This window comes from Amycolatopsis aidingensis (assembly GCF_018885265.1).
In the GTDB taxonomy this organism is placed as follows: domain Bacteria; phylum Actinomycetota; class Actinomycetes; order Mycobacteriales; family Pseudonocardiaceae; genus Amycolatopsis; species Amycolatopsis aidingensis.
In genome coordinates this window covers 5,338,386-5,355,412 of sequence record NZ_CP076538.1, presented here as the reverse complement: position 1 = coordinate 5,355,412, position 17,027 = coordinate 5,338,386, and the positions used below count along the sequence as shown (strand labels likewise).

At 71.3% G+C, this 17,027-nt stretch carries 18 protein-coding genes and 1 riboswitch; of the genes, 16 read left to right on the top strand and 2 right to left on the bottom strand.

The features are described 5' to 3' along the window. The first annotated feature begins 72 nt into the window (after positions 1-72). The 6 genes from pgeF to KOI47_RS24295 all read left to right on the top strand — a co-directional run bounded on the left by pgeF (position 73) and on the right by KOI47_RS24295 (position 4,244). Positions 73-786 (top strand): peptidoglycan editing factor PgeF, encoded by a 714-nt coding sequence (pgeF, locus tag KOI47_RS24320; protein WP_216207828.1) that lies wholly within the window; start codon positions 73-75, stop codon positions 784-786. Continuing rightward, positions 783-1,514: a YggS family pyridoxal phosphate-dependent enzyme gene (locus tag KOI47_RS24315; RefSeq protein ID WP_216207825.1), complete on the top strand. Its 732-nt coding sequence runs from the start codon at positions 783-785 to the stop codon at positions 1,512-1,514. Before pgeF ends, KOI47_RS24315 begins: the two co-directional genes overlap by 4 nt. A 77-nt stretch (positions 1,515-1,591) precedes the next feature. Further along, complete coding sequence (locus KOI47_RS24310) at positions 1,592-2,236, top strand: cell division protein SepF (protein WP_216207821.1); 645 nt, start codon at positions 1,592-1,594, stop codon at positions 2,234-2,236. Between the two features lie 26 nt (positions 2,237-2,262). After that, positions 2,263-2,547: a YggT family protein gene (locus KOI47_RS24305; protein WP_216207818.1), complete on the top strand. Its 285-nt coding sequence runs from the start codon at positions 2,263-2,265 to the stop codon at positions 2,545-2,547. 50 nt (positions 2,548-2,597) lie between these two features. After that, entirely contained in the window at positions 2,598-3,485 is an 888-nt protein-coding gene (gene wag31, locus KOI47_RS24300; RefSeq protein ID WP_216207815.1) for a DivIVA-like cell division protein Wag31, read from the top strand. 135 nt (positions 3,486-3,620) lie between these two features. Then, positions 3,621-4,244, top strand: a complete 624-nt coding sequence (locus KOI47_RS24295) for a hypothetical protein (RefSeq protein WP_216207813.1) — start codon at positions 3,621-3,623, stop codon at positions 4,242-4,244. 1 nt (position 4,245) lies between these two features. Here the strand turns inward: KOI47_RS24295 and KOI47_RS24290 are convergent, their stop codons facing one another. Then, positions 4,246-4,443: a hypothetical protein gene (locus tag KOI47_RS24290; RefSeq protein WP_216207810.1), complete on the bottom strand. Its 198-nt coding sequence runs from the start codon at positions 4,441-4,443 to the stop codon at positions 4,246-4,248. Further along, a complete protein-coding gene (locus tag KOI47_RS24285) occupies positions 4,440-4,664 on the bottom strand; it encodes a hypothetical protein (protein ID WP_216207807.1) in 225 nt (74 codons plus the stop codon). The genes KOI47_RS24290 and KOI47_RS24285 overlap by 4 nt, the downstream gene beginning before the upstream one ends. A gap of 207 nt (positions 4,665-4,871) precedes the next feature. Between KOI47_RS24285 and KOI47_RS24280 the strand changes: the two genes are divergently transcribed. The 10 genes from KOI47_RS24280 (at position 4,872) to KOI47_RS24235 (ending at position 17,024) form a co-directional block, all read left to right on the top strand. After that, positions 4,872-5,726 carry a helix-turn-helix domain-containing protein gene (locus KOI47_RS24280; protein WP_216207804.1) on the top strand — a complete coding sequence of 285 codons (855 nt, stop codon included), beginning with the start codon at positions 4,872-4,874 and terminating at the stop codon, positions 5,724-5,726. Positions 5,727-5,752: 26 nt separating this feature from the next. Next, positions 5,753-5,956, top strand: a complete 204-nt coding sequence (locus KOI47_RS24275) for a DUF397 domain-containing protein (protein ID WP_216207802.1) — start codon at positions 5,753-5,755, stop codon at positions 5,954-5,956. 292 nt (positions 5,957-6,248) lie between these two features. Continuing rightward, a complete protein-coding gene (gene ileS, locus KOI47_RS24270; RefSeq protein WP_216207799.1) occupies positions 6,249-9,428 on the top strand; it encodes an isoleucine--tRNA ligase in 3,180 nt (1,059 codons plus the stop codon). Positions 9,429-9,506: 78 nt separating this feature from the next. After that, the gene (locus KOI47_RS24265) at positions 9,507-9,803 is read left to right on the top strand and encodes a hypothetical protein (RefSeq protein WP_216207796.1); all 297 of its coding nucleotides are present in this window, start codon (positions 9,507-9,509) and stop codon (positions 9,801-9,803) included. Continuing rightward, positions 9,796-11,229 (top strand): sensor histidine kinase, encoded by a 1,434-nt coding sequence (locus tag KOI47_RS24260; RefSeq protein WP_216207794.1) that lies wholly within the window; start codon positions 9,796-9,798, stop codon positions 11,227-11,229. The genes KOI47_RS24265 and KOI47_RS24260 overlap by 8 nt, the downstream gene beginning before the upstream one ends. Beyond that, positions 11,226-11,885: a response regulator transcription factor gene (locus tag KOI47_RS24255; RefSeq protein ID WP_216207790.1), complete on the top strand. Its 660-nt coding sequence runs from the start codon at positions 11,226-11,228 to the stop codon at positions 11,883-11,885. The genes KOI47_RS24260 and KOI47_RS24255 overlap by 4 nt, the downstream gene beginning before the upstream one ends. 74 nt (positions 11,886-11,959) lie before the next feature. Continuing rightward, entirely contained in the window at positions 11,960-13,597 is a 1,638-nt protein-coding gene (locus KOI47_RS24250) for a penicillin-binding transpeptidase domain-containing protein (protein ID WP_232376214.1), read from the top strand. A 19-nt stretch (positions 13,598-13,616) separates the two neighbouring features. Next, positions 13,617-13,904: a DUF167 domain-containing protein gene (locus KOI47_RS24245; protein WP_216207789.1), complete on the top strand. Its 288-nt coding sequence runs from the start codon at positions 13,617-13,619 to the stop codon at positions 13,902-13,904. A gap of 30 nt (positions 13,905-13,934) precedes the next feature. Then, positions 13,935-15,413 carry a potassium/proton antiporter gene (locus KOI47_RS24240; protein WP_216207786.1) on the top strand — a complete coding sequence of 493 codons (1,479 nt, stop codon included), beginning with the start codon at positions 13,935-13,937 and terminating at the stop codon, positions 15,411-15,413. Positions 15,414-15,477: 64 nt separating this feature from the next. Further along, a riboswitch (SAM riboswitch) is annotated at positions 15,478-15,591 on the top strand. Between the two features lie 32 nt (positions 15,592-15,623). After that, complete coding sequence (locus KOI47_RS24235; RefSeq protein WP_216207784.1) at positions 15,624-17,024, top strand: aminotransferase class V-fold PLP-dependent enzyme; 1,401 nt, start codon at positions 15,624-15,626, stop codon at positions 17,022-17,024. Positions 17,025-17,027 lie beyond the last annotated feature (3 nt).

Below are 17,027 nucleotides of genomic sequence, written 5' to 3'. Positions count from 1 at the left end.
CCGGCCAGGCCGTCGAGACAGGTTCGATAGGCTCGATTACCTAGCGGTAGGCCGAGCGGAGGGTTCCCAATCTTGCGCATTCGTCGCGTGGTGACGACCAGGGCGGGCGGTGCCTCCCTGGCGCCGTACGACACCTTCAACCTCGGCGATCACGTCGGCGACGATCCGGCCGCGGTGGCGGCCAACCGCAAGCGCCTTGCCACCGAACTCGGCCTCGGGCCGGACCGGCTGGCCTGGATGGAACAGGTGCACGGGCGGACCGCGACCCTGGTCGGCGGCCCCGGCTGGACGGCGGGTGAACCGGCAGAGGCCACCGATGCGCTGGTCACGGCCACGCCAGGGGTGGCGGTGGTGGCGCTGGTCGCCGATTGCGTCCCGGTGCTGCTCGGCGATCCGGAGGCCGGGGTGGTGGCCGCGGTGCACGCCGGGCGGGTCGGTGCCAGGGTCGGCGTGCTGCCCGCCGCGCTGGCGGCCATGCGCGCCGCGGGGGCGCAGCCGCACCGCACCGAGGCCCTGCTGGGGCCGGCGATCTGCGGCGACTGTTATGAGGTGCCCGCCGAGATGGCCGAGGACGTGGAGCGGCACCTGCCGGGCAGCTCCTGCCGCAGCCGCTCCGGAACCGCCGCGCTGGACCTGCGCTCCGGGCTGTGGCGCCAGCTCGCCGACGCCGGAATCGGCCGGATCGGGGTGGACCCGCGCTGCACGGTGGAGGACAAAACGCTGTTCAGCTACCGGCGGGACGGCGCGACCGGCAGGCTCGCCGCGGTGACCTGGGTGGAGCCGTGACCGGCCCGCGAAAGGCCGAGCTGGCCGAGGCACTGGCCGCGGTGCGGGCCCGGATCGACAAGGCCTGCGCGGCGGTTGGCCGCTCGCCCGGCGAGGTCCGGCTGCTCGCGGTGACCAAGACCTTCCCCGCCACCGACGCCGCCCTGCTGGCCGACCTCGGTGTGACGGATCTCGCCGAGAACCGGGACCAGGAGGCGGCAGGCAAGGTAAGGGAGTTCACCGGCCTGCGGCCCGATGCCGGGGTGCGCTGGCACATGGTCGGGCGGTTGCAGCGGAACAAGGCCCGCTCGGTGACCAGATGGGCGGACGAGGTCCAGTCGGTGGACTCGGTCCGGCTGGCCGATGCGCTGGCCAAGGCAGCACGGCTGGCCCGCGACGCCGGGGAGCGGGATCGGCCGCTCGACGTCCTGTTGCAGGCCAGCCTCGATGACGACCCCGCTCGTGGTGGCTGCCGACTGGATGATCTTAACCAGCTCGCCGCGCAGGTAGCTCGATCGGGTGAGCTGCGGTTGCGCGGGCTGATGGCGGTCGCCCCCTTGGACACCGATCCCGAGCCCGCCTTCGCCCGGCTCGCCGGGGCGGCGGAGGCGCTGCGCGCGGAGCACCCCGAGGCCGCTGAGCTGTCCGTGGGCATGAGCGGCGACCTGGAGACCGCCGTCGCTTACGGCTCCACGTGTGTGCGTGTCGGAACCGCATTGCTCGGTGGCCGCGGTCTAGCCTCGCCCTAGGGAGTCACCCAGCGGCGTCGGCGAACGTGACACAGCGTCAGGGGTGGGTCGTTTCCGGCGAGGGCGGAGGAGCAGGCATGAGCGCGCTACAGAAGCTGAAGGCCTACTTCGGCATGGTGCCGGCCGACGACGAGTATGACGGTTACCACGACGAGTACTCCGACGACTACCGCCACGCCTACCCCGACGACGACTACGCCGACCACGGTGCCTACGGCGGCTATGACGAGCCGCCGGCCCGGCGCGGACACGGCCGTTACCGCCCGGCCGACGAGTACGACTACGACCCGCCGCCGCGCCCGCGGGGGCGGAGCGCGCCGCCACCGGAGCCCGCGGTGCAGGGGGCGCTGGCCGTGGAGCGGCAGTCCGAGCCGGTGGCCCGGTTGCGCCCCGTGCAGGAGTCCGCCCGCCAGCCGGCCCGCGACCCGTTGAGCCGGATCACCACCCTGCACCCCACCAGCTACGCCGAGGCGAGGGCGATCGGCGAGGCCTACCGTGAGGGCACCCCGGTGATCATGAACCTGACCGAGATGGAGAACGCGGACGCCAAGCGGCTGGTGGACTTCGCGGCCGGGCTCGCGTTCGCGCTGCGCGGTTCGATGGACAAGGTGACGAACAAGGTGTTCTTGCTCTCACCCCCGGACATCGAGGTCACGGCCGAGGACCGCAGGCGGATCGCCGAGGGGGGTCTGTTCCTTCGCCACTCCGACCGTACGTACTGAACGGCTCTTGTGGCAGAGTGAGTGGCGTGAATGCGGTCCTGCTGGTCTTCTACTACCTGCTCTTCGCCTTCTGGCTGCTGCTGACGGCGCGGATCGTGGTGGAGCTCGTGAGAGCGTTCGCACGTGAGTGGCGTCCCGCCGGAGGGGTTGCGGTGACGCTGGAGACCATCTACACAGTTACGGACCCGCCGGTCCGCGTGGTTCGGCGGATCATCCCGATGGTGCGGATTGGCGGCGTCGGACTGGACTTATCGATTATGGTGCTGCTGTTGGTTGTGTTCATACTGATGCAACTGGCATATCCCGGGTAACGGGGAACCCGGGGATGTCCGGCAGGCCATGGAGTGCGTGAGGTGATCTGATGTCGTTGACCCCTGCTGACGTGCATAACGTCGCGTTCAGCAAGCCTCCCATCGGCAAGCGGGGCTATAACGAGGACGAGGTGGATGCCTTCCTCGACCTGGTGGAGACCGAGCTTGCCCGGTTGATTGAGGACAATAACGAGCTGCGCCAGCAGGTCGAACAGCTGGATGCGGAGTTGGAATCAACCCGTGGTGAGCTGGAGACCGCCAAGGCGAACGGCGGTGGTGGCGGCGGCGCCCCGCAGCAGGCTCCGCCGATGCGCGAGGAGCCCTCGCGCAGGCTGGCCCCGGTTCCGCCGCCCTCGTCGATGGAGCAGACGCAGGCGCACGCCGGCCTGATGGGCGACAACGGCGAGCCGAACGTGCAGGCCGCGAAGGTGCTCGGCCTCGCGCAGGAGATGGCCGACCGGCTCACCGCCGAGGCCAAGACCGAGTCGGACGGCATGCTGGCCGAGGCGCGTACCAAGTCCGAGCAGCTGCTCTCCGACGCGCGGGCGAAGTCCGACTCGATGGTCAACGAGGCCCGCACGCGTGCCGAGACCATGCTGAACGACGCGCGGACCAGGGCGGAGACTCTGGAGCGGCAGGCCCGCGACAAGGCGACCACGCTGGAGCGCGAGGCACAGCGCAAGTACACCGAGACCATGAACAACATGAACACCGAGAAGGGTGCGCTGAACAAGCGCATCGAGGAGCTGCGCACGATAGAGCGTGAGTACCGGACCCGGCTGCGTGGCTTCCTCGAGTCGCAGCTGCGCGAGCTGGACGACCGCGCATCGGCGGCCCCGTCCACGGCCTCGGGCAACTCCAACCAGTCCGGCAGCGGCAACTCCGGGGGTGGTAGCGGCCAAGGCTACTCCTTCGGACCCCGGGCCGAGGCGGGCTAGCGACCGGCCCCGGCCCGGGCTGAAGTACTGATCCAACGCATTTCCGTGGTCCCTCGCCGGTTCCGGCGACTCCAATGGCGGAGCGCCGGAACCATGCCGGTGCACTACGTTCCCCGTTACGTGGTGTAATTCACTGTGCTCTACGTTGTCCTGATCCTGGTGCTGGCCGCCCTCGGTGCGCTGGTCACGGCGCTCATCACCGCCGAATCGCTCTGGGCATGGGTCTCCGTCGGCGTGTCCGTGTGCGCCGGGGTCGTGTTGCTGGTCGAGGCGCTGCGCAGGCGGTCGAAGGGGTCGAAGGCACAGCGGCCCGCCGAGGATTCCGCGGGCTCCGAGGAACCCGCCGAGACCACCGAACCCACCGAAACCGCAGCCGACGAGCAACCGGAACAGACCGCCCTGCTGCCCGCCGCCGGTGAGCTGTCCGGTGGTGGCGTCGCCGACGGCACCGACACCGTCGACGTCGCGGATGCCGCCGAAACCGAGGAACCGAAGGCCGCCGCCAAGGATCCCGAGGACCCCGAACCCGGGGTCGAGGAGACCGACGCCGCGGACGCCCTCGTGGTCGCCGAACTCGACGTCGAGGTCGTGGTGGTCGACGAGCACCCGCGTTACCACCTGCCCGGCTGCGGCTGGCTGGGCGAACGGGACACCATCCCGATCGAGCTCGCCGAGGCCCGCGAACTCGGCTTCACCCCCTGCGCCCGCTGCACCCCCGACGCCACCCTCGCCGCCGCCCACCGGCAGTCCACCACCTGACCTACCGCTGTAAGTGGTCCTGGTCGATCACCGTTGGTGGGTCCTGACGTAGGAGCGGGATCAGGTCGGACAACGCGTCCGCCAACTCGTCCCGCGCCTGCTGCGGGCAGTTCCCGCGCATGGTCGCGAAGGCCACGTCGTGCAGCTGCCAGCCGACCGCGCGCAGCAGCACGACGAACCGCCTGCGTTCCTCGTTCATGACGCACCCCCGGTGACCACGTCCCGTAGCGCCGCGCGTAACCGGCCTGCCTGCAACGGCCTCAGCACGGTCGCGACGTCTCCCGGCCCGATCAGGACGACCTGGCCACCGATCACGGTGACGGTCAGCACCCCGTGCCGGCCTCTCTCGTCCTGGCAGTGGACTCGGCGCGCCGGGTAAGCGGCCCGGTCCGGCCTGCTGCTCCGCGGGGTCCTGTTCATGGCCCGGTCCTTACGGCGATTGGTGATGGAACCCGCCCCGGCCAGGAACTGTGAGCGGCCGGGACGGGTACGCGGAGTGTCAACATTTGACCACCCCACGCAGTGATAACGTAACACTGCACATGCAGAGTTACAAGCGGAGTGTCATGTCGACGGCATCGGTAGCCGGTGGTGCAGAATGCACACCCGAGAACAGGAGGTGGCCGCGTGGGCAGCAGCAGCCCCACCGTGCGCAAGCGGCAGCTCGGCCTCGCGCTGGCCGACCTGCGCCAGCAGGCCGGTAAGACCAGGGAGGACGCGGCGGCCGCGCTGGAGTGCTCGCTGTCCAAGATCAGCCGGATCGAGCACGGTGACGTCGGCGTGCGGCCGATCGAGCTGCGCGAACTGCTGGACCTGTACGGGGTGGGCAAGGACGAGCGCGGCAGGGTGGAGGAACTGGCCAGGCTGGCCCGGCAACGCCGCCCGCGTACCACCTACGGCTCGGCGATCCCGGACTGGTTCCGCAAGTTCGTGAACCTGGAGGAAGTCGCCTCGGAGATCCGGGCCTACGACAGCGAGCTGGTCACCGGGCTGTTGCAGACCCGTGACTACGCCCGCGCGCTGATCGAGGCCACCCCGCTGCACCGGCCGGAGGAGATCGACCGGGTGCTGGCCGCGCGCGAGGCCCGGCAGCGGCTGATCACCGGGGACGAGCCGATCCGGGTCTGGGCTGTGATGAGCGAGGGCGCCGTGCGCAGGATGGTCGGCGGGCGCGGGGTGATGACCGCGCAGCTGGAGTACCTGGCCGAGCTGGGCGGGCAGCCGCATATCACCATCCAGGTGGTGCCGTTCGCCGCCGGGGCGCACCCCTCGACCGGCTTCAACTTCAGCCTGCTGCGGTTCCCGGACGACGACGGCGCGGATATCGCCTACCTCGAGCACCTCACCGGCGCCTCCTACCTGGACCGGGACCGGCCGCAGGAACTGAAGGTCTACGAGATCACCTTCAATGCGCTCTCCGCCGCGGCACTGCCGCCCGCCGACTCGCTGCGCCTGCTGGATAATGTCCGGCAGGAACTGTGAGCACATGTGGAAAGGGGCGCGGAGCCATGCCCTCCGACCCGGGCCAGCTCGTCTGGCGGACATCGAGTTTCAGCGGTGGCAACGGCGGCCAGTGCGTGGAGGTGGCCGAGGCACCCGAGGGTGGCCGGTACGTCCGGGATACCAAGGACCGCACCCGCCCCGCGCATTACTTCACCCCCGCCGAGTGGCACGCCTTCATCCAGGGTGTGAAGGCGGGCGAGTTCGACTGACCTCCGGGCTGCCCCTGCGGTAAAGGGGTTGGCACGGGTCGTTACGCTGGACACAACACGGCGTTGATCCGGCCATCACCGGGGAGCCTCCGGAAGAACGGGCCGGTGCGGCCTCAGTAGAACCGGACGGGTGCGGCCCGTGACAGCCGCCGAAATGAAGTGGCCCGCGCGCCTGGCGCGGGCAAGCGGGGTGGTACCGCGGAACGTCCGCCACGGCGGCGGCGTCTTCGTCCCCGGCCGCCTCCGGGCAACCGGTGGCAGCAGGAGAGACGAACCGCGAGGAGCGCACCGGATGTACCCCAAGGGCCGACTCGGCGACCAGCCCGCAGGCCAGGTCCCGTCCCAGCCGTCCTTCCCGGCACTGGAACGGGACGTGCTGGCCTACTGGGAGACCGATCGCACCTTCATTGCCACCGTCGAGGCGCGCGAGCCCGGCACCGACGGCTCGAACGAGTACGTCTTCTACGACGGCCCACCGTTCGCCAACGGCCTGCCGCACTACGGCCACCTGCTCACCGGGTACGTCAAGGACATCGTGCCGCGCTACCAGACCATGCGCGGCAAGCGGGTGGAGCGCAGGTTCGGCTGGGACACCCATGGCCTTCCGGCCGAGCTGGAGGCAGAGCGGCAGCTCGGCATCACCGACAAGGCACAGATCGACGAGATGGGCATCGCCGCGTTCAACCAGGCATGCCGGGAGTCGGTGCTGCGCTACACCGCCGAGTGGCAGGAGTACGTCACCCGCCAGGCCCGCTGGGTGGACTTCGACAACGACTACAAGACGCTCAACGTCACCTTCATGGAGTCGGTGCTCTGGGCGTTCAAGCAGCTGTGGGACAAGGGCCTCGTCTACGAGGGCTACCGGGTGCTGCCCTACTGCTGGCGGGACGAGACCCCGCTGTCCAACCACGAGCTGCGGATGGACGACGACGTCTACCAGAGCAGGCAGGACCCCGCGGTCACCATCGGCTACCGGATCGAGGGCAACGGTTCCGAACTCGACGGTGCCTACCTGCTGATCTGGACCACCACCCCGTGGACCGTGCCCTCCAACCTGGCCACCGCCGTGCACCCCGAGGTGGAGTACGTGCTCGTCGAGGCTGGCGGCAGGCGGTTCCTGCTCGCCGAGGCCAGAGTGGCCGCCTATGCCAGGGAGCTCGGCGAGGAGCCGGAGGTACTGGCCCGCTACCGCGGTACCGACCTGCTCGGCACCCGCTACGCCCCGCCGTTCCCGTACTTCACCGGCCAGGAGAACGCGCACCAGGTCCTCGCCGCCGACTACGTCACCACCGAGGACGGCACCGGCATCGTGCACATCGCGCCCGCCTACGGTGAGGAGGACAAGGTCGTCACCGACGCGGCGGGGATCACCCCGGTCACCCCGGTGGACGCCAAGGGCCGGTTCGACTCCTCGGTGCCGGACTACGCGGGCCAGAACGTGTTCGAGGCCAACCCGAACATCATCAAGGACCTGAAGAACGGCACCGGTTCGGCCGGCAGCCAGGGCGCGGTGCTGCTGCGGCACGAGACCTACGAGCACCCCTATCCGCACTGCTGGCGCTGCCGCAACCCGCTGATCTACCGGGCCGTGTCCTCATGGTTCGTCGCGGTCACCCAGTTCAAGGACCGGATGGTCGAGCTGAACCAGCAGATCACCTGGTACCCCGAGCACGTCAAGGATGGGCAGTTCGGCAAGTGGCTGGAGAACGCCCGTGACTGGTCGATCTCCCGCAACCGGTACTGGGGTACCCCGATCCCAGTGTGGGTCTCGGACGACCCGGAGCACCCGCGCACCGATGTCTACGGCTCGCTGGACGAGCTGGAGCGGGACTTCGGCGTCCGGCTGGACGACCTGCACCGGCCGTTCATCGACGAGCTGACCCGGCCCAACCCGGACGACCCGACCGGCAACTCCACCATGCGCCGGGTGCCGGATGTGCTGGACGTGTGGTTCGACTCCGGGTCGATGCCGTTCGCCCAGGTGCACTACCCGTTCGCGAACGCGGACTGGTTCGAGCACCACTACCCCGGCGACTTCATCGTGGAGTACATCGGGCAGACCCGCGGCTGGTTCTACACCCTGCACGTGCTGGCCACCGCGCTGTTCGACCGGCCGGCGTTCCGTACCTGCGTCTCGCACGGCATCGTGCTCGGCTCGGACGGGCAGAAGATGTCCAAGTCGCTGCGCAACTACCCGGACGTGACCGAGGTGTTCGACCGGGACGGCTCGGACGCCATGCGCTGGTACCTGATGGCCAGCCCGATCCTGCGCGGCGGCAACCTCGTGGTCACCGAGAAGGGCATCCGGGACGCCGTCCGCCAGGCCGTGCTGCCGCTGTGGAACTCCTGGTACTTCCTGGCGTTGTACGCCAACGCAGAGGGTGTGGAGGGCCGCTTCCGCACGGACTCCGGTCACGTGCTCGACCGCTACGTGCTGGCCAAGACGCACGAGCTGGTGACCGATGTGCAGCACGCCATGGACAGCTACGACGTCGCCGGTGCCTGCGCACGCGTCCGTGACTTCCTCGAGGTGCTGACCAACTGGTACGTGCGCCGGTCCAGGGACCGGTTCTGGGCCGGGGAGCAGGACGCGATCGACACCCTGCACACCGTGCTGGAGCTCACCTGCCGCACGGCGGCCCCGCTGCTGCCGCTGACCACCGAGGCGGTGTGGCGCGGCCTGACCGGCGGCCGTTCGGTGCACCTCACCGACTGGCCGGGCAGCACCTGCCTGCCCGCCGACCCCAAGCTGGTCACCGCCATGGACCGGGTGCGCCAGGTGTGCTCCTCGGCGCTGTCCCTGCGCAAGGCGAACAAGCTGCGGGTACGGCTGCCGCTGTCCCGGCTGCTGGTGGCCGCCGAGGATGCCGAGCTGCTGCGCGAGTTCACCGACATCATCGCCGAGGAGGTGAACGTCAAGGCGGTCGAGCTGACCACCGATGTCGCCGCGCACGGCGGGTTCGAGGTCGCGGTGAACGCCCGCGCCGCGGGCCCGCGGCTGGGCAAGGACGTGCAGAAGGTGATCAAGGCGGTCAAGGCGGGGGAGTGGACCACCTCGCCGGAGGGGGCCGTGGTCGCCGCCGGGATCGAGCTGGCCGAGGGCGAGTACGAGCGCAGGCTGGTCGCCAAGGACTCCGGCGCGGCCGCGGAACTGCCCGGCGGTTCCGGCCTGGTACTGCTGGACACCGAGCTGACCCCCGAGCTGGCCGCCGAAGGGCTCGCCCGCGACCTGGTCCGGGTGGTGCAGCAGGCCCGGCGGGAGGCCGAGCTGGACGTCGCCGACCGGATCACCCTCACCGTGGACGCGCCGGAGGAGGCCGTGGCCGCGGCCCGCGCACACGAGGGGTTCCTCGCGGGTGAGACCCTGGCCGCCGGTGTGCGCTACGAGCGGGTCGAGGACGGTTTCCCCGGCACCGTGGGCGAGGGGGTCAAGGTCACGGTCGCGGTGGCCAGGACCGACGGCACCGGATAGCCGGGCATGACCGGTGAGATGAAGGAAAGCTCATCTTCGTCTCACCCTGCCTTCCCCGGGGCCGACGACCCTGGGGGCATGAGCAGAGTGCCCCGGCTCCTCGCGCTGGTCGCCGTGATCGCGCTGCCGGCCGGTGTCGTGCTCGCGAGCTTGTTCCTGGTCAGCGAGCCGGACCCGCCGCGGGTCCCGGAGATCGTGCGGATCGGTGAGTCGCCACCCGCCACCGTGTCGGGCTCCCCGCAGGCCCCGGAGACCTCGTCCCGTGCGCCCGAACAGACCCAGCTACCACCGCCACCGCCGGTGAGTGATGACGACGATGACGGTGGCGACGACGGGGCCGACCCGGACGACGCCGACGAGGACGAGGATGGCTGAGCAACGGGTGCGGGGCACCCGCATCCCGGCGCGGGCGCAGATCATGTGCTGGCTGGTGCTGGTGATGACCGCCGGCCTGGCCACCGTGGTCCTGCTGGTGGTGGAGTTCGAGTACGACGCGGTGACCGACCGGGTCAACCGCAGCCTGGAACAGGACGCGGCCGAGTTCCGCACCTTCGCCGCCGCCGGGGTCGATCCGGCGACCGGGCGGCCGATCACCGACCCCGGGGTGCTGTTCCTGCGGCACCTGGAAGCCCAGTACACCGACCAGGCCGAGCTGCTGCTGGGTATCACCGAGCAGGGCGGCAGGCTGGGCGTGGTCCGGCAGACCGGGGAACGGCTGCGCGAGGTCCCGCTGGAGGAGCCGCTGCTGCGCCGGATCGTGTTCGCGGACCAGGGCTCCGGTGCGGTGCCGACCGCGGCGGGCGAGATGCGCTGGCTGCGGGTGGACGTGGACACCCGGCCAAGGGCCTGGTTCGTCGCCGGGTACTTCACCGGCCCCGCCGAGGCGGAGGCGGACAACACCGTGCGCACCCTGGTCGTGGTCAGCCTGGTCGCACTGGTGCTGGGCGCGGGGGTCTCCTGGCTGGTCGCGGGCCAGATCCTGGCCCCGGTGCGCACCGTGCGGCACGCCGCGGCCCGGCTCACCGAACACGACCTCACCCACCGCATCCCGGTGCGCGGGCGGGACGACATCGCCGCCCTCGCCGAGCAGTTCAACGCGATGCTGGACCGGCTGGAGACCGCCTTCGGCACGCACCGGCAGTTCCTTGACGACGCGGGCCACGAGCTGCGCACCCCGATCACCATCGTGCGCGGGCACCTCGAGGTGATGGGTGAGGATCCAGCCGAGCGGGCCGAGGTGGTCCGGCTGTGCACCGACGAACTCGACCGGATGGCCCGGATCGTGGACGACCTGCTGCTGCTGGCCAAGGCGCAGCGCCCGGACTTCCTGCGCCCGGAGTGGACCTCCCTGCCCGAGCTCACCACCGATATCGACGCCAAGGCCAGGGCGATCGCGCCACGGGAGTGGACGCTGGAGGCGCTGGGTGAGGGCGAGGTGTTCGTTGACCCGCAGCGGGTGACCCAGGCGGTGCTACAGCTGGCCCAGAACGCCGTGCAGTACACCGAACCGGGCACGGTGATCCGGATCGGCTCGGCGGTGCGGCACGGCCAGGTGTCGTTCTGGGTGACCGACACCGGTCCCGGCGTGCAGGCGGAGGACGCGCACCGGATCTTCGAACGGTTCGCCCGCGGGGCCGCGGGGACGGCGGAACGGACCGGCGCCGGGCTCGGCCTCGCCATCGTGAAAGCCATCGCCGAGGCGCATCACGGCAGCGCGCACGTGCTGTCGGAATCCGGGCGGGGTGCCACCTTCGGCATCGAACTGCCCTGCCGGCCGCAACCCGGGGAGGAGCAGCAATGAGCCGCATTCTGATCGTCGAGGACGAGGAACGCATCGCGTCCTTTGTGGAGAAAGGGCTGCGCGCCAACGGCTTCGTGACCACCGTGGTCGCCGACGGGGACGCCGCGCTGCGCAGCGTGATCTCCGGTGGACACGATCTGGTGGTGCTCGACCTCGGGCTGCCGGGGATGGACGGGTTCACCGTGCTGCAGGCGATGCGGGACGCGAAGGTGACCACCCCGGTGATCATCCTGACCGCAAGGGACTCGGTGCGGGACACCGTTGCCGGGCTGGAGGGTGGCGCCGACGACTACATGACCAAGCCCTTCCGGTTCGAGGAACTGCTGGCCAGGGTGCGGCTGCGGCTGAAGTCCGGGGACCGCGTCCCCGAGGTGACCGTGCTGCGCAACGGCTCGCTCTCGCTGGACCTGCGCACCCGGCGGGTGAGCACCGAGGACAGCACGGTGGACCTGACCGCTCGGGAGTTCTCCCTGCTGGAGCTGTTCCTGCGGCATCCGGGGCAGGTGCTCTCCCGGGAGCAGATCCTCTCCCACGTGTGGGGCTACGACTTCGATCCCGGGTCGAACGTGGTGGACGTCTACGTGCGCACCCTGCGCCGCAAGCTCGGCCCGGACCGGATCCGCACCATCCGCGGAATGGGCTACCGCCTCGCCTGAGCGCCGCTGCGAGTGAGCAGGGTCACCGTGAGGGCTGGACGGGTAACGAACGCGTCCGGTCACCGATTGACCGGGTGAGCCGGGCGAGGATGGGGGTGCGGGTGAACGCGCGGACCAAGCGCTGGGTGCTGGGTATCGCGGGCCTGTCCGTGGTCGCCATCGTCGCGGCCGGGATCCTGGTGCTGCGCGGGGAGTCCGCCGGCGAGGCACCTGGTGAGCAGGCCGAACCGGACGTACCCGCCCCCGCCGAGGTCGTCGCGGGCTACCTCGAAGCCTTCGCCGCGGGAGACCTCCAGCGGGCCGCGAACCTCACCGACGACCCGGCCACAGCGGCCGCGATGCTCGCCGACTCCCGTTCCGGGGTGAATGCCAAGCAGGTCAGCGCGTACCCGGTGTCGGTACCCCCGCCCGCCGAGGGCACGAACACGGTGGAGGGCAGTTTCCGGATCAAGTGGACCCTGGGCCCGGAGCGGGTGTGGCAGTACGAGAACCCGATCCGGCTGGACCGCGCCGCGGAAGGCTGGACGGTGCACTGGAGTCCCACCCTGATCCATCCTCGGCTGGCCGATGGCCAGCGCTTGGCCGCGCGCAGCCGGATCGGCAGCCCGGCCGTACTCGACCGGGACGGCGCACCACTGCTGGTCTGGCGCCAGGGCGGTGCCAAGGCCACCGAGAACGCGCTCGCTCCGTTGCTGCTGGACGGGATGAGCAGGCTGGCCACCGAGCAGGCCGCGGACAGCCTTTCGGTGGCGATCGTCGCCGCCGACGGCACCGACGTGCGTACGGTGTACGGCGAGGAGAGTGCCGAGGCCGAGCCGCTCACCGCCACGGTGAGCGCGGCCACCCAGCGCGCGGCGCAGGCCGCGGTGGACTCGGCAGGCGCGCCCACCATGCTGGTCGCCATCCAGCCCTCGACCGGGGACATCCTGGCCGTGGCGCAGAACGCGGCGGCCGGGGACGTGCCGAACGCCCTTTCCGGCCTGTACGCCCCCGGGTCGACCTTCAAGATCGCCACCGTGGCCGCCGCGCTGCAGGGCGGCGTGTCCGCCGACGCCGTGCTGCCCTGCCCCGGCACAGCCCGGATCGGCACCAGGACCATCCCGAACGACGGCGAGTTCGACCTCGGCGCGGTCCCGTTGCACGAGGCCTTCGCGCACTCCTGCAACACCACCTTCGCCCAGCTGGCCGCCGACCTGCCCGCCGATGGCCTGGAACGGGCCGCGAGCCAGTTCGGGCTGAACGCCGACTTCGCCATCCCCGGCATCACCACCGAGGCCGGTAAGGTGGTGGCCGCGGCCGACCCGGTGCAGCGGCTGGAGGACGGCATCGGCCAGGGCCGGGTGCAGGCCAGCCCGTTCGGCGTCGCCCTGATGGCGGCGACGGTCGCCGCGGGCGAGGCCGTGACCCCGAGGCTGTGGCGCGGCCAGGACACCACGGTGAACGACGGTTACCGGGCGCCGTCCCGTTCGGTGCTGCGCACCATCGGCGGGATGATGCGGGAGGTCGTCACCACCGGCACCGGCACGGCACTGCGCGGGTTCGGCGACCTGCGGGGCAAGACCGGCACCGCGCAGCTGGCGCGGGACCGCAACCAGGCACACGGCTGGTTCGCGGGGTACCAGGGCGACATCGCCTTCGCCGTGATGGTGAGCGGTGCGGGCACCTCGGACCCCGCCCTGGACGTGGCCGGGACCTTCCTCGGCGACCGCTGAGCCCGGCTAGCGTGTCCACATGGGAGAGACGATCCGGTTCGCCGTCCGGGTGAAACCGGGCGCGAAGCGGGAGGCGGTCGGTGGCCGCTGGGAGGGCGCGCTCGGCGCGGCGCTGATCGTCGCGGTCAGGGCGCCTGCCGTCGGCGGCAAGGCGAACGAGGCCGTGCGCAAGGCACTGGCGGGTGCACTGGCGGTGCGTCCGCGCGATGTCGTTGTGGTGCAAGGAGAACGCGCCAGGGACAAGCTGATCGAGTTACCGGACGCACCACCCGGCGCGCGCGAGCGGCTGCGTTCCTTATTCTGTTAGCCAGAAGATCGGATGTGGACGGGAGGCGTGATGGAGCAACTCCCGGTCATCCTCGGTATCGGCGCGGCCGCGCTGCTGGCCGCTGTACTCGCCGTCCGCGTCTCGATCCGGTTAGGACTCCCCTCGCTGCTGCTCTACCTCGGCATCGGGGTGCTGCTGGGGGAGAGCGGCCTCGGTATCGAGTTCGACGACGCCATCCTCACCCAGGCGCTCGGCATCGCGGCGCTGGTGATGATTCTCACCGAAGGGGGTCTCACCACCCGCTGGTCCGCGGTGAAGCCCGCGCTCGGGCCAGGGCTCGCTCTGTCCACTGTGGCCGTCTGGATGAGCATCGCGATCACCGGGACCGCGTTGCACTGGCTGCTGGGCCTGGACTGGCGGATGGCGCTGCTCTGGGGCGCGGTGCTGGCCTCGACCGACGCCGCGGCGGTGTTCTCCGTGCTGCGCGGCGTCGGGGTGAGCAAGCGGCTGGCCGGGACCGTCGAGCTCGAGTCCGGGCTGAACGACGCCCCGGCCTACATCGCCGTGGTGGTGCTGGCCACCGGCACCACCGTGGACTGGACGCTGCCGCTGATGATCGGTTACCAGCTGGTGGCAGGCCTGCTGGTCGGCCTGGCGTTCGGCTGGCTCGGCGCGCAGGCGCTGCGCAGGGCGGCCCTGCCCGCCACCGGCCTCTACCCGCTGGCCACCGTGGCGGTCTGCCTCATCGCGTACTCCTGCGGCCAGCTGCTGGAGGCCTCCGGCCTGCTGGCCACCTACGCGGCCGGGGTGGTGCTCGGCAACTCCCGGCTGCCGCACCGCTCGGACACCCTTTCCTTCGCCGAGGGGCTGGGCTGGCTCGCCCAGATCGGCCTGTTCGTGCTGCTCGGGCTGTTCGCCTCGCCGGAGCGGCTGCTGGACAGCCTGGTGCCCGGCCTGGTGGCGGGCGCGGTGGTGCTGCTGCTCGCCCGGCCGCTGTCGGTGCTGCTCACGGCCACCCCGTTCCGCCTGCCCTGGCGTGAACAGGCCTTCCTTTCCTGGGCAGGCCTGCGTGGCGCGGTGCCCATCGTGCTCGCCAGTATCCCGCTGGCCGAGGGCATACCGGGGGCGCAGCGGCTGGTGGACGCGGTGTTCGTGCTGGTGTTCGTGCTGACCCTGCTGCAGGGCGCCACCCTCGGCCCGCTGGCCAGGGTGCTGAAGCTGTCCGCGGACGGGGAACCGAGGGAGATCCAGGTGGACTCGGCCCCGCTGGACGAGCTCGCCGCCGAGCTGCTGCAGGTGCACATCCGGCCCGGCTCCCGGCTGCACGGCGTGCACCTGGACGAGCTGCGGTTGCCGACCGGCGCGACGGTGAGCCTGATCGTGCGGGGCGGCAAGGGTTTCACCCCGGACGGCGCCAGCCGGTTGCAGGAGCGGGACCAGCTGCTGGTGGTCGCCACCGAGGAGTCGCGGGCGGCGGCCGAACGCAGACTGCGTGCCGTGGACCGGGCGGGCAGGCTGGCCAGGTGGAAGGGCGAGCTCGGCGGGTGACGGTCGTCTCACCGGGCGATACCCGCTCGCCTCGGCACCGAAGTTTCCGCTAACTTCTCCGGCAGGTCATGAGTGCCAGCGTCAAGCCCCGGCTTGCTGGCCGGCAACCCTCCTTCCGCGGTGGGGTGCTCCGGGTGAGGACCTGGCCGGTCGCGTCCGCGGCTGGCAAGCGCGGACCCTCGCCGGGTCCCCGACCCGAGGAGGGCAGCCATGACACTCGCCATCGACGTTCTTCCCGCCACCACCGTTGCCGACCCGGCCCATCCCGGGCTCCCTGCCGTGGCAGGCGCCGGGCTGCGGGTGCCGCTGGTGACGGGGGAACGAATCGGCTACGCCAACCTCGACCACGCGGCCAGCGCCCCCTGCCTGGCGACGGTCCAGGACGCGGTGGACGAGCTGCTGCCCTGGTACGCCAGCGTGCACCGGGGCGCGGGATTCGCCTCCCAGGTCTGTACCCGGGTCTACGAGCAGGCCAGGCAGACCCTGCGCGAGTTCGTGGGCGCCCGCGCCAGGGACGAGGTGGTCTTCACCCGCAACACCACCGACGCGCTCAACCTGCTGGCGCGCAGCCTGCCGAAGGACACCTCGGTGGTGGTGTTCGACACCGAGCACCATGCCGCCCTGCTGCCGTGGCGCGGGCCGCGGGTGCACCGGATCAGCACCCCGCCCACCCGTGCGGCGGCCGTGTCCGCCGTGGACAGTGCGTTGACCGCCTGCGAGGAGGGGCCCCGCCTGCTCGTGGTCACCGGGGCGTCCAACGTGACCGGCGAGGTGTTCCCTGTCGCCGAGCTGGCCGCCGTCGCCAGGCGGCACGGCGCGCGGATCGCCCTGGACGCCGCGCAACTGGCCCCGCACCGGCGGATCTCGATCCGCGAGCTGGACGTGGACTACCTCGCGCTGTCCGGGCACAAGCTGTATGCCCCGTTCGGTGCGGGCGCGCTCATCGGCCGGGCCGACTGGCTGCGCGCGGCGCCGCCGTACCTGGCTGGCGGCGGTGCGAGCAAGGTGGTCAGGCGGCAGGGCGATGCGCTCGGGGTGGTGTGGAACACCGGCCCGCAACGGCACGAGGCCGGTTCGCCGAACACCGTAGGGGTGCACGCGCTGAGCGTGGCCTGTACGGAACTCGCGCGGCGCTGGGACGCCGTGGCCGAACACGAGCGGCGGCTGCACGCCCGGCTCCGGCGTGGCCTGGCCAGCGTGCCCGGCAGCACCGAACTGCGGCTGTTCACCGACACCACGGCGCCCGCCGACCAGGTGGGCACGCTGAGCCTGGTGGTGGACGGGTTCGAACCGGGCTGGCTGGCCGCGGTGTTGTCCGCCGAGCACGGGATCGGGGTGCGCGACGGGGCGTTCTGCGCCCATCTCGCCACCCGCGGGCTGATCGCCCGCACGGGCGTGCCCGCCCGGCAGGCGCTGCGGGTGAGTCTCGGCCTCGGTACCACGGTCGACCATGTGGACCGGCTGGTGTGCGCGCTGCGCGGGCTGGTGACCCGCGGGGCGCGGTGGAGCTATGCCCAGCAGGACGGCAGGTGGGTCCCCAGCCCCGACCCCCGCCCGCTGCCCTCGTTCCTCGCGGCCGGTCCGCACGGTGCCGAGGGGTCACCACGCTGACCG